The organism is Comamonas sp. 26 (assembly GCF_002754475.1).
GTDB lineage: Bacteria > Pseudomonadota > Gammaproteobacteria > Burkholderiales > Burkholderiaceae_C > Comamonas.
In genome coordinates this window covers 288,663-301,131 of the sequence record NZ_PEFL01000003.1, presented here as the reverse complement: position 1 = coordinate 301,131, position 12,469 = coordinate 288,663, and the positions used below count along the sequence as shown (strand labels likewise).

7 protein-coding genes are annotated in these 12,469 nt (G+C 55.7%); 2 read left to right on the top strand and 5 right to left on the bottom strand.

Annotation, left to right across the window (positions count from 1 at the left end; translation table 11 throughout):
* The first annotated feature begins 2 nt into the window (after window positions 1-2).
* Window positions 3-3,140, top strand: a complete 3,138-nt coding sequence (locus CLU84_RS19520; RefSeq protein ID WP_099739565.1) for an AAA family ATPase — start codon at window positions 3-5, stop codon at window positions 3,138-3,140.
* Between the two features lie 591 nt (window positions 3,141-3,731).
* Here CLU84_RS19520 and CLU84_RS19515 read toward each other — a convergent pair.
* The 5 genes from CLU84_RS19515 to dnaA form a co-directional block, all read right to left on the bottom strand.
* Window positions 3,732-4,457 (bottom strand): hypothetical protein, encoded by a 726-nt coding sequence (locus tag CLU84_RS19515; RefSeq protein ID WP_099739563.1) that lies wholly within the window; start codon window positions 4,455-4,457, stop codon window positions 3,732-3,734.
* Window positions 4,447-6,114 (bottom strand): RNA-directed DNA polymerase, encoded by a 1,668-nt coding sequence (locus tag CLU84_RS19510; protein WP_099739561.1) that lies wholly within the window; start codon window positions 6,112-6,114, stop codon window positions 4,447-4,449. Before CLU84_RS19510 ends, CLU84_RS19515 begins: the two co-directional genes overlap by 11 nt.
* 306 nt (window positions 6,115-6,420) lie before the next feature.
* On the bottom strand, window positions 6,421-8,988 hold the full coding sequence (gyrB, locus tag CLU84_RS19505; RefSeq protein ID WP_099739559.1) for a DNA topoisomerase (ATP-hydrolyzing) subunit B: 2,568 nt from the start codon (window positions 8,986-8,988) through the stop codon (window positions 6,421-6,423).
* Between the two features lie 147 nt (window positions 8,989-9,135).
* Entirely contained in the window at window positions 9,136-10,257 is a 1,122-nt protein-coding gene (gene dnaN / locus CLU84_RS19500) for a DNA polymerase III subunit beta (protein WP_099739557.1), read from the bottom strand.
* 131 nt (window positions 10,258-10,388) lie between these two features.
* Window positions 10,389-11,795, bottom strand: a complete 1,407-nt coding sequence (gene dnaA / locus CLU84_RS19495; RefSeq protein WP_099739556.1) for a chromosomal replication initiator protein DnaA — start codon at window positions 11,793-11,795, stop codon at window positions 10,389-10,391.
* Window positions 11,796-12,289: 494 nt separating this feature from the next.
* Here dnaA and rpmH point away from each other — a divergent pair, with 494 nt between their 5' ends.
* The gene (gene rpmH, locus CLU84_RS19490) at window positions 12,290-12,424 is read left to right on the top strand and encodes a 50S ribosomal protein L34 (protein WP_003060014.1); all 135 of its coding nucleotides are present in this window, start codon (window positions 12,290-12,292) and stop codon (window positions 12,422-12,424) included.
* Window positions 12,425-12,469 lie beyond the last annotated feature (45 nt).

The window sequence follows — 12,469 nt, the reverse complement described above, 5'->3', positions numbered from 1 at the left end:
AGATGCTAGAAATGCAAACGGCTCGTGACTCGCTCTCACACCTCCTCGTCGGACTAAAAGCTGTGGATGAGAGCGTTGTGCGTGGAGAAAAGAGGTTTGGGCCACATGCTTACGCCGTAGCCTACGTAGACTTTGCTGATGAGGTGGTGCAACGCTCGCAGCATCTACGCGACTTTCAGGAGCGAATTCTCGGCGACGACTTTTTCGATTCGCCAGGTGACCTGCGCTGGAACAAATACCTTTATCTCGTTGCTGGTCCAAACTCCACATCAAATCCTCAGTTCGCTGCGGCGAAAGCAGCGATTGAGGAAGACAGGGACTACGCGCGAAAGCGTGTCGTATCAGCGGAAGACCTCAAATCGCTGCTGGGCGCTGCCGAACTCTTCGAGGCGACGGATGGCAGCGTGTCGCCTGATGTGCTCGCAGATTGGAGACGCAGGCTTGCCTCAGGTCAGCTAGAACTTCTGCTCGATTGCGTCACCCCTCGAACGGGGGTGGTGGCGAAGATTGCCAAACGCGAGGCAGGAACGCCGGCAAGTAGTCGTCAACGCATTAGCGACCTTAATCGCGCAGACATACCGCTTGCGAAGTCCAAACTGCTCAGTTTGACCATCAGCAGTTTTCGTCCTGTGCATGACGGTAAGACCTACGATTTTGGCAAGGTCACACTCGTCACGGGCGCAAACGGCACTGGCAAAACATCATTGCTTGAGGCTATCGAACGGTTTTATTGCGGGAACAATTTAAGAAGTAAGAACACTGGAGTAGTTCGCCTCAAGGGCAAGCTTGCGCCTAACGAGGGTGGAGATGGCATTGACCTCCAATCCACGTCAGACGGCCCGCGTCTCAAGGCTCGTTGCTTAGCTTGGTACAACCGCAAAGAGTTCGCCGTCGACGCCATCGTCGATAGTTTCTCGCAGTACAACTTCCTGGACACAGACGCCGCTTTCCGCCTTTCGGCCCAGCTCCAGCCAGCGGATGTCGCCACCGAGCTTAGTCGACTGCTCGTAGGCGCGACCGCTGCGACGACGTTTGACTACCTCCAGAAAATCCACGGGGACGTGGAAAAGGCGTTCGACAAAGCAGAGGCCAACGCCGATAAGCTACAAGAGGACTTGATTCAGCTTGAGAAGCGTTTGCGAGAGTTGCAGAGCAGGCCTTCAATCGCAATGACCCTTGCGGAGTCGTATCGCGCCGTGCTCGTCTCTCTCGGATGGAAGAGTTCCCCTAACGCCGGTGTTTCTCAGCTAGACGAAGAACCGCAACTGTTGGCGGCGTTGGGACATATCCAAGCCCTCTCCTCCTTAGGCGATGCTGCTCGGACGTTAAGTGACATCGAGTATCGCTTCACCGAACTTAACACCGCGCTTGAAGCCGCTCGGCCCCACCAAGAGCGTCTCTCAGAGTTGAATAAGCTGGAAAATGACCTTGTAGAACATATCGAGGCGCATGAAAGAAATGCTGAGCTGCTTAGCCGTAGGCTCGTCTACGAGTCTTCGGGATTCCTAGATGTGCGGACTCGGTACTTTGACGCACGTGGTGTAGTGGACGCACTTGCGGAGCGGCTCAAGAGCCAACTTTCAGGCGAGGCCCCAGAAATTCCGGTTCGCTATGCGGAGCTTCCTATCGGGGTGGCACTTCAATCGGCCAACCAGGCTGTACGCGATGCCGAGGAGAGGTTTGGAGGTGCGAAGAAGGCTCTGGACCTGCATGGGAAAGCAGCGTCAGCGCGTGCCGCCGCATTCGAAAGCCTTAAGAGCGCTGCCTTCAAGGTGCTCCAGCAGTCTCAACACCCGAATGCTTGCCCCGTTTGTCAAACAGTCCATCCGGATGGCGCTTTGGTTCACCTCATCGAAGAACTGAATTCTGGCAACGATTCCTCTGCAGAGCTCAATGCTCTCGTTCACGTGTCGAGCCAAGCTGAACATGATGCAAACGAGGCCAAGAAGATTGCGACTGGCTTGGAGTATTGCCAGAGCACTGCGAGCCTTGTGGGCCTGAAGGGCGAAACTCCTAAAGAGATACTGGATGAGCTTGCTGGGCTGCGGCTTGAAGCTGACAAAGCTCGACTTGAACTCCAGCGACTCACCCAGGAGGGGAAGGCTCTGAGAGAGGCTGGGCTTACCAGCGATGAGCACGACCGTCTCTGGAGCCGAGTCAGTCATTTCTTTGAGTCGACCTCAAGCGGTCATGCGACCAATGGCGCAGCGGAAGTGCTGCGTTCCCAGAATGAGGCGGCGGAAGGCAAGCGTAATGAGCTTGAGGCCCTTCGGCGGCAGATTGACGCTGTAGCTGAGGAAATCCGTGCAATCTGCCGAGCCATCGATTCAGATAGTTGGTCAACACGTGTTCAGCCCATCAACTCCTTCGCGTCGCTCATCACACTAAAAGACGAGTTCATCCCGGCTGCGGACAACGTTGAGAGGTTACGTTCTTATCTGCATGTGTCTGATGATGCCTCGCTCGCTGAACTTCAAGCTCGTGTTGCCGCTGTAGCATCAGCCTGCAGTGAGGCTGTTAATGCCTGGCACAGTGAGGTGAGCAACTCGGAAGAGCTGCGGGTTCTTCCTCCTGCAATTGAGGCTCAGCAGCTAAAACTCAGCACTGCTCGTGGTGAAGCGGATGCTTTGGGCGCTGCCCAGAATCTATTGGGTGACCTGGTTTCCAACGCTTCGCTCGAAAGTGCTACCCAAGAGGTCTTGGAGGCAATTGGCAGCCAAATCAACGAAGTCTTTTCTCGCATCCATTCACCTAAGGAATACGAATACGTAGGTAGCTCCGATGTGCTTCTGAGGTCAGTCGAGACACGGGAAACACGAACCCTGGCTCAGGTGAGTACCGGACAGCGCGCTGCGTTCGCGCTATCAATCTTCCTAGCTAGGAATCGCACTGCGACAAATGCGCCTCCCATATTACTTATTGACGACCCCATAGCCCACATCGATGACCTGAACGCGTTGTCCTTCTTGGACTACCTACGGGACCTTGCTGTGAACTCTGGTCGCCAAATCTTCTTTGCTACCGCGGACACGAAGGTTGCGTCGCTCTTCTCAAAGAAATTCAGTTTCCTTGGCGATGACTTCAAGACTATCTCCCTGGCCCGTGAGCCTCGGCCTGCGGAGGCAGTCACAGGCAATTGAGCCCAAACGGCCATCACCTATAGAGATAATTTTCGTTTCTCATGTTTACTTAGTGACTTTATATTCGGCGCAACTTCCGCATCGTGACCGACTGGCACCATTCTTCGGTCTCTTCGACACAGTACGGCCATTCCGGTGCGGACTCGTGCTCTGGAGGTTGGCGGAACACGGCTCGACCTTGAGGTTCTCCACCTTCCGCTGTAGGCGGGGGGCGTAGGGGTAGAGTCTGAAGTGCAAAGTGGTAATGCTGCCGAAAGCGTCTGTCCATCCCCGCTTGAATGCCGAGGCACTCAGCTTGCTGCGTCGTCCTCAAGCAGTCAACGATGTGGCAACAACTCCCTTGCATGGTGCTCCAGCCCCTGCAGTACATCCGCAGGATGCGCTACGCAGCCTCAGCGAAATCTTGCTTTCCAGTTGATTAAAAACCTCAACCTCTCATCGTTCAACTGAGTCCAGCTAATACTTAGCGCGTATGAAGGGCCTGAGCCGGCCAATTCCAACGTTTTCACCATCGCGGATGGCACAACCCTGCATTGACTAGGTTTTTTCGCAAGAAAGATGCCCGTATTTGCTTGTCGCTGCTCTGGTGCTTCAGCGTGTGAGACGGGAGCCGATAAGGGCTTGAAAGAGTTGGAGGATGTCTACTTTCGTGCGACCGCTACTGATGATTGACAAGAAAGTATCGAACTTCATCGAAACTTTCTCACCTCTCCGTGGGTTAAGTAGCACGAAGTCTTGCCACTCAGAACCACGCCCCTCGAGAGATGTTGCGTAACTAAGCAGCCAATAGATAGCCACTTGACGATAGTCGGCAGAGGAGAAGCGTTTGGCGGTGCACTTTACCTCAACCAAAGTACTTCCGAGAGCGAAATCTCCGTGACCACTGGCAATCCATTCAAGACCTGGAATTTGAGGCCGAATGAGAACAGGGTGCCCACTTGCACGACTTAATTCCGCCATCGAGTTCGCAAGATTTTTTCCAACCGTTTCGGCTAAGGCTTGGTCCCAGGCGGTCAGTTGGTCAGGTAGCTTTGCGTCAAAATAAGCACGCTGCCGGCGGAGTGTGTCCTCAAAGCAGCTGGGCCAATCAATAGAAGTCTCCCCTCGTATCAATCGTTCACCTGCGGTGTAGCCAAGTTCGAAAAGCATAGCCCGCTGCAACTCTGACTGACGTAGCAGCTCCTGTTGAAGTGGTTGGACTGGAATGAAGCACGCGGAGTTGTTGAGATGCGTGACGATGCTTGGCGTTAGCTGAGGAAATATCTCATCGAAAATGCCTGGAATTTCGTGCGCGACTGTGCGTGGGTCAAACTGCATTACTTACCTCTTCAGCCCACTTTATGAACACCGACGCAAATAAGTGTTCTGCCTTGCTCTTTTCTTCGCCGCTGGGCTGCTCTACCCCGAGAGCCCAGTATTGCTGTACCGCACGTTTCGCTTGGATTCGTGCCTTGTTTCCCTCATCGTCAAATTCATAGGATGCGAGCCAGTAGAGTCGCTGGCACTCGGGAGTCATTTGTTGCCAACGGTTGCGCAGATGGTTAAACGCCGCTCTGTCGCGCCAACCACGCCAGCAATCAATGCAACTACGACGTACTGTATCCAATGGCGTCGTATCGAAGAGATGGCGCACGAATTGTGTGCGTGTCGGTGTACTTTGAAAGCGCAAGCAACGCAGGTAGTGGAGCAGATTGGTGTCTGCCTTCAATAGATGCGCAGAGTGAGTTGGGATGGCATCAAGCAATGAGTCGAGGCGCGAGTGAATGCTGGAAAACCGTGCATCGTTTCGGAGGTTGGCAATTCCTCTCATGATGGTGGAAAACGATGAGCGGAACGCATGCAGGTTTTGCTGCTTTAACAGCGTTGCAGCTATATCGAGTGCTGCGACTGGCTGATGAAGCCGCATAGTCCGACCAATCTGGGTTACCAAGAAAGAGTCTGGTAGTGCCTTCTCCAGCTCACGATTCAAAAGCTGTCGTACTTCAAGTGTTTCGACGGTTTCCACGAGCGACTCGTAGTCCTCATGAGGACTATCCGAGTATGGGTCGAATTTCAGGTCGATGCTGCGTAGCTTTGCTGCCTCTACGTCTTCGCCGCCGAGTTGTGAAGCCACGTAGTCTTTATAGTGTTTTGCCGAGAGGAAAACAGTTTTGGTCTTATTCAAGCTCAAGCCATAGTCCATTAGGACTTGCGCAAGTAGGCCAAGCGCTCGGTATGCTTCTGTCGTGTCCTTTGCAATCAGCACATAGTCGTCAACATAGCGGTGCCACTGCACTCCATGAGTCGTAAGCGCCGCGTCTACTTGAGCCAGAAATAATTCCGCAAGTATGCGTGCTCCTTGGCCACCGACCGGGAGTCCAAAGGAGCGTCCTGCGAAGAGCTTGCTAAGAATGGTGTTGACTTGCCTCGAAACAGGCCCTGCATCGCCGCCTAGGGCTTGAATGAAGTTTTCGATGTAGTGATGAGAAATGTGTTCGTAAAAGCTCGAGATGTCTGTTTGAACAACAACCGCCTCATCACCAGCATTGGTTACATCACTTATGGTCGCTTCCTTGAAGGCACGCCATGACCTATTTTCATCGAAAAGCTGTTCATTACCTGATGGTAGGAAGCGGTATGAGTGGGCATTCGGGGAGCGATGTGGTTCAAGTACCTCTGCAATGGCGATTGCCAATCCATTAAGGTATATGTTCCAGAACAGATGAATCTTCGTTACTACCCGGAATCCGGCAGGACCAGAAGGGGCGAGCAGCCGTTCACTGTGAACGTGTAGCTCTGTAATGCGCTCACGGTTCTCTTGAATATCTTGACTGTCTCGAAGTTTTGAATAAAAGCCGTAGGCGATGGAGGCAAGAGCGTCAGCCTTCTCACCACAAAATTTAACGTCAATGTCGAACGGCAACGTGTCGTTATCGCCATGTTTTGCGATTTCGCAAGCAGCACGTCGGAAGTGATGAAATGTCGGTTTGAACAAAGCTGTCTCCTTGGAAGGTATCTCGCCAGCTGTGCAGGCATATTTTGTGTTTGTTTTGCTTTTCAATGCGAAGACATTGATGTAGCGAGGACTCGGACTCTGGTTGTGAACCAAAGATGAGAGTTCGAACAGCACCCAGATGACGTAAAAACAGCTGCGAAGGCAGCTGTTTTTATGAGACGTAGAACCTAATCTTGTTTAGCAATGGCGGGCATAGGCAGCTTGCTTCAATCGAGATTTAATTAGTCATAAAAATCCCGACTTTTGCCATCAAAAATCCCGCTTATTGCATCCACCTACACAACTTTAGACGTCGATATTGCCAGCGCGCAAGGCGTTGTCTTCGATGAAATTACGGCGTGGTTCCACTTCGTCGCCCATGAGCATGGTGAAGACGCGGTCTGCCTCGATAGCATCGCCGATCTTGACTTGCAGCAGGCTGCGGACGTTGGGGTCCATGGTGGTTTCCCACAGCTGGGCCGGGTTCATTTCACCCAGACCCTTGTAGCGCTGGCGGCCGGTGGTGCGCTCGGCTTCGGCAATCAGCCAGGTCATGGCCTGGCGGAAGTCGCCCACCTTTTCCATCTTGGCTTTTTCGCCTTCGCCGCGGTGCACCTTGGCGCCTTCGTTGAGCAGACCGTTGAAGTGCTGAGCCTCGGCTGACAGGGCGGCGTAGTCATTGCTGCGCACAAACTCCTGCGTGAGGATGGAGCTCTTGATATTGCCGTGGTGGTGGCGGCTGATGCGCAGAATGGGGTGCTCGCTGTTGGGGTCGATCTCGGCCGTCACATCGGCGGGCACGCCGGTGGTGGTGAGTTCGCGCAGCTTGGTTTCCAGAATGGGGGCGCAGATCTGGGCTTCTTCGATGGTGTCGAGCTTGATTTGCACGCCATCGGCAATGGCGCGCAGGGCTTCGGCATCCATGAAGTTGGACAGTCGCTCAATTACGGTTTCTGCGGCCAGATGCATGTCGGCCAGCTTGGCCAGCTCTTCACCTTCGATGGTGCGGGTATTGGCACCACCTGTCGTCACGCTGGCGTTGTTCAGCGCAATTTTGAGCAGGTATTTGTTGAGGGCCGGGCCGTCCTTCAAATACAGCTCTTCCTTGCCGTTCTTGACTTTGTACAGCGGTGGCTGGGCAATGTAGATGTGGCCGCGCTCGACCAGGTCGGGCATCTGGCGGTAGAAGAAGGTCAGCAGCAGGGTGCGGATGTGTGCGCCGTCAACGTCCGCGTCGGTCATGATGATGATGCGGTGGTAGCGCAGCTTGTCGACGTTGTAGTCGTCGCTGCTGCTCTTGCCCGAGTCTTCGCTGACCTTGCCGATGCCGGTGCCCAGGGCCGTGATCAGGGTGATGATTTCGTTGCTGGACAGCAGCTTTTCGTAGCGGGCTTTTTCCACGTTCAGGATCTTGCCGCGCAGGGGCAGGATGGCCTGGAACTTGCGGTCACGGCCTTGCTTGGCAGAGCCGCCGGCGGAGTCACCCTCGACGATGTAGATTTCGCACAGCGATGGGTCTTTTTCCTGGCAATCGGCCAGTTTGCCGGGCAGGCCCATGCCGTCGAGAACGCCCTTGCGGCGCGTCATTTCACGGGCCTTGCGGGCGGCTTCACGGGCGCGAGCCGCATCCACAATCTTGTTGCAGAGAATCTTGGCGTCGTTGGGCTTTTCTTCGAGGAATTCGGCCAGCAGCTTGCCGACGATATCTTCCACAGGCGCACGGACTTCGGAGCTGACCAGCTTGTCTTTGGTCTGGCTGGAGAACTTGGGCTCGGGCACCTTCACGGACAGCACGCAGCACAGGCCTTCGCGCATGTCGTCGCCGGTGACTTCGACCTTGGCCTTCTTAGCGAGTTCGTTGTCGGCGATGTACTTGCCGATGACGCGGGTCATGGCGGCGCGCAGGCCGGTCAGGTGGGTGCCGCCGTCACGCTGGGGAATATTGTTGGTGAAACACAGCACTTGCTCGGCATAGCTGTCGTTCCACTGCATGGCCACTTCCACACCGATTTCGGTGCCGGGAATGCCGCCGTATGTTTCGGCGGGGCGTGTGCCTTCGGCATGGAAGGTCGTGGGGTGCAGCACCTTCTTGGTGCCGTTGATGAATTCCACAAAGCCTTGCACGCCACCGGCGCCGGAGAAGTCGTCTTCCTTGCCGTCGCGTTCGTCCTTGAGGCGAATGCGCACGCCGTTGTTCAGGAAGGAGAGTTCGCGCAGGCGCTTGGCCAGAATCTCGTAGCGGAACTCGAAGTTCTCTTTGAAGATTTCCTGGTCGGGCAGGAAGTGCACCTTGGTGCCGCGCTTGTCGGATGCGCCCACTTCGCGCATGGGCGAGACTTCCACGCCGTCCACCACCTCGATCAGGCGGTTTTGCACAAAGCCGCGCGAGAAGTCGATTTCGTGGCGCACGCCGTCGCGGCTTACGGTGAGCTTGAGCCAGATGGACAGCGCGTTCACGCAGGACACGCCCACGCCGTGCAGACCGCCCGAGACCTTGTAGCTGTTCTGGTTGAACTTGCCGCCCGCGTGCAGCTCGGTCAGCGCAATTTCAGCGGCAGAGCGCTTGGGCTCGTGCTTGTCGTCCATCTTCACGCGGGTGGGAATGCCACGGCCGTTGTCGATGACGGAGAGCGAACCATCAGCGTGGATGGTGACCAGAATGTCGTCGCAGTAGCCAGCCAGGGCTTCGTCGATGGAGTTGTCCACGACCTCAAAGACCAGGTGGTGCAGACCGGTGCCGTCCGAGGTGTCACCGATGTACATGCCGGGGCGCTTGCGCACGGCTTCCAGGCCTTCGAGGATCTGGATTGAGCCTTCGCCATAGCCGCCTGCATCTGCGGCGGTCTGGGTATCTGGCTTGTTGTCTTCGGTCATGAAATTACCTTGCTGCTACAAAGTCAGAAGCTGCTGGCGCCTGACTTGCATAACTTTCAAATGAATACTTGCCTGAAAACCATATCTGACCAGCGGTAGCTGCTCATGTTTTTCAGGCAATGGAATGGCTGGCTGCGTTCGGTCTGCTTAGATGCGCATGGGCATCACGACGTACTTGAAGCTTTCGTTCTCAGGGATGGAGACCAGCGCGGAGCTGTTGCCATCCTGCAGATCGATCTTGACCATGTCCTGGCTCATATTGGTGAGCACGTCGATCAGATAGGTCACGTTGAAACCGATCTCAATGGTGTCGCCACCGTAGTCGATATCGAGTTCATCCATCGCTTCTTCCTGCTCGGCGTTATTGGATGCGACGCGCAGCGTGCCGGGTTCGACCGACAGGCGTACGCCCTTGAACTTGTCGCTGGTCATGATGGCCGTGCGCTGCAGCGATGCCAGCAGCGGTGCGCGGCCCAGAGTCACGCTGTTCGTATGGTTGCGCGGGATGACGCGGTTGTAGTCGGGGAACTTGCCCTCGACCAGCTTGGTCACGAACTCCATGCCGCCAAAGGTGAACTTGGCTTGATTGCTGGCGAACTGCATCTCGATGACGGGCTGGTTGTCACCGCTGGCGTCTGACAGCAGGCGTTGCAGCTCCAGCACGGTCTTGCGTGGCAGAATCACTTCCTGCTTGATGGGCACTTCCACATCCAGCGTGGCGCTGGCCCAGGCCAGACGGTGACCGTCGGTGGCCACCAGGCTCAGTGTGTTGCCTTCGGCCACGAACAGAATGCCGTTCAGGTAGTAGCGAATGTCCTGCACCGCCATGGAGAAGGACACCTGACCCAGCAAGTCCTTCAGCACCTTTTGCGGCACGCTGAAAGCGGGGCCAAACGCAGCCGATTCCTGCACCAGCGGGAAGTCTTCTGCGGGCAGGGTCTGCAGCGTAAAGCGGCTCTTGCCGCCCTTGAGAATCATCTTGGCTTGCTGCGTCTCCAGGCTCACGGTCTGGTCGCCGGGCATGGTCTTCAGAATGTCGATCAGCTTGCGGGCACCAATGGTGGTGGTGAAGTCGCCAGCGTCGCCGCCCAGCTCGGCGGTGGTGCGGATCTGGATTTCCAGATCGCTGGTCGTCAGTTGCAGCGCGTTGCCTGTCTTCTTGATCAGCACATTGGCCAGAATGGGCAGCGTGTGGCGGCGTTCAACAATGCCGGCCACCGATTGCAGGACCGCGAGAACTTTGTCTTGTGTGGCTTTCAGGACGATCATGTCAACCTCAGTGAATTAAGTGCGCATTTGTTTTGACGCGGCGGCGTCCGCAGGGCGGAGCGGACGCTCCCTCATGCCGCGTGAATTCCCCATTTTGCCGTGTGTGAGTGACATCCATGGGGGAGTTTTCATCAACCCTTGAGCGTTTGCTCCAGCACATGCAATTGCTGGTTCAGCTCGGTATTGGTCTGGCGCTCGCCTGCGATCTTGCGTACCGCATGCAGCACCGTCGTATGGTCGCGGCCGCCAAACAGCTCGCCAATCTCGGGCAGGCTCTTTTGCGTCAGCTCCTTGGCCAGGTACATGGCAATCTGGCGCGGGCGGGCAATACTGGCCGGGCGCTTCTTGCTGTACATGTCGGCGACCTTGATCTTGTAGTAATCAGCCACCGTTTTCTGGATGTTTTCCACAGAAATCTGGCGGTTCTGAATACTGAGCAGATCGCGCAGCGCCTCGCGGGCCAACTGAATCGACACTTCCTTCTGATTGAAGCGCGAATAAGCCAGAATTTTGCGCAGCGCGCCTTCCAGCTCACGCACGTTGGAGCGCACGTTCTTGGCCACGAAGAAGGCGACTTCCTCGGGCATGTCGGCGTTCTCGGCGCGGGCCTTGTTGATCAGAATCGCCACGCGCATTTCCAGCTCGGGCGGCTCGATGGCGACCGTCAAGCCCGAATCGAAGCGCGAAACCAGGCGCTCGTGAATATTGGCCAGACCCTTGGGATAAGTGTCCGACGTCATCACGATGTGGCTCTTTTTGGCCAGCAGGGCTTCAAAGGCGTTGAAGAATTCTTCCTGCGTGCGGTCTTTGTTGGCAAAGAACTGCACATCGTCGATCAGCAGCAGATCGAGCGAGTGGTAACGCTCTTTGAACTCATCAAAAGTGCGGCGCTGGTAAGCCTTGACCACATCCGACACAAATTGCTCTGCGTGGATGTAGAGAATCTTGGCGTCCGGCTTGTCCTTGAGCAACTGGTTACCCACAGCGTGCACCAGATGGGTCTTACCCAGACCGACACCACCATAAATGAACAGCGGGTTGTACAGATGACCGGGCGAGCCCGCCACGTGCATGGCCGCCGAGCGTGCCATGCGGTTGGCCGTACCTTCCACCAGTGTCTCGAAAGTGAGAGCTGGGTTCAGGCGCGTGCGAAAAACCGGGGCGCTGGCTTCTTCATTCGTCACCGTGGGCACCGACACATTGTGTGTCTGGGGTGCCGACTGTTGTGAAGATGAAGGAGGGCGTACATAAGTACGCACAACGCTTTCTCGCTGAGCAAGTGCTAACTCAAGGGTGACTGGCTGGCCGTACAGCGACTCCAGCATGGCCGAGATGCGGCCTGCGTACTGGGCGCGGATCCAGTCCAGTTTGAAGCGATTGGCCACATAGACGGTGACCTTGGAAAAATCTTCTGCAACTAGAGCGGTAAGCGGCTTGATCCAGGTGTTGAATTGCTGCTCGGGCATTTCCTGGCCCAGTTGCTCCACGCAGACCTGCCACAGGGCCTGGCCTGCATCATTGGTTGGTTCCTCTGTCATTGTCAAAAGTCTAATTGTGGATAGGAGGAACAGTTGCGGGGCTTGTATTGTAGCTTTTGCGGAAGTTATCCACAAAATATCAGAAGGCTATCCCCGGCTCCGGTGCGTGATAGGCTGCACATCCTAATAGATTGGCAGTCCGCTGTTTGTAAAGAATCTCTGACGCGACCGCGCGCGGGCCGTAATGACCCGTGAGTCCATGGCGATTTCAAAGGTCATTGCATCAAAGGCCCAACACTGTGATAATCGCAGGTTTCCCTGAATGTGTTCAGGGTGATATGAACCGGGTGCCAATTTTTGTGCGCGCGCGCCCAGTGGCTTTTGCGCTGAGGCGAGTGCTTTGTACCGTTTATTTCCTGCAAGCCTGATGACATGCTCGACATGTGAAAAAATATCGGACTTGACGGTGAGAGTGTGCGGCGCAAAACCTGGATGGTCGGGCGCGGATATAGCGCCTTGCCGACGCAAATACTGAACCTTCTCAAGGAACCAACATGAAACGTACTTACCAACCTTCCAAGATTCGCCGCGCCCGTACCCACGGTTTCCTGGTCCGCATGAAGACCAAGGGTGGCCGTGCCGTGATCAACGCACGTCGCGCCAAGGGCCGCAAGCGTCTGGCCGTCTAAGGCCAGAGTTGGTTAGCGGTCTGCACCTTCGCTGCGCTGAAGGCC

Bases quoted from the DNA above. Each gene is read 5' to 3' on its own strand.
- CLU84_RS19520 (WP_099739565.1), top strand. From the start codon at position 3: ATGCTAGAAATGCAAACGGCTCGTGACTCGCTCTCACACCTCCTCGTC.
- CLU84_RS19515 (WP_099739563.1), bottom strand. From the start codon at position 4,457: ATGCAGTTTGACCCACGCACAGTCGCGCACGAAATTCCAGGCATTTTC.
- gyrB (WP_099739559.1), bottom strand. From the start codon at position 8,988: ATGACCGAAGACAACAAGCCAGATACCCAGACCGCCGCAGATGCAGGC.
- dnaN (WP_099739557.1), bottom strand. From the start codon at position 10,257: ATGATCGTCCTGAAAGCCACACAAGACAAAGTTCTCGCGGTCCTGCAA.
- dnaA (WP_099739556.1), bottom strand. From the start codon at position 11,795: ATGACAGAGGAACCAACCAATGATGCAGGCCAGGCCCTGTGGCAGGTC.
- rpmH (WP_003060014.1), top strand. From the start codon at position 12,290: ATGAAACGTACTTACCAACCTTCCAAGATTCGCCGCGCCCGTACCCAC.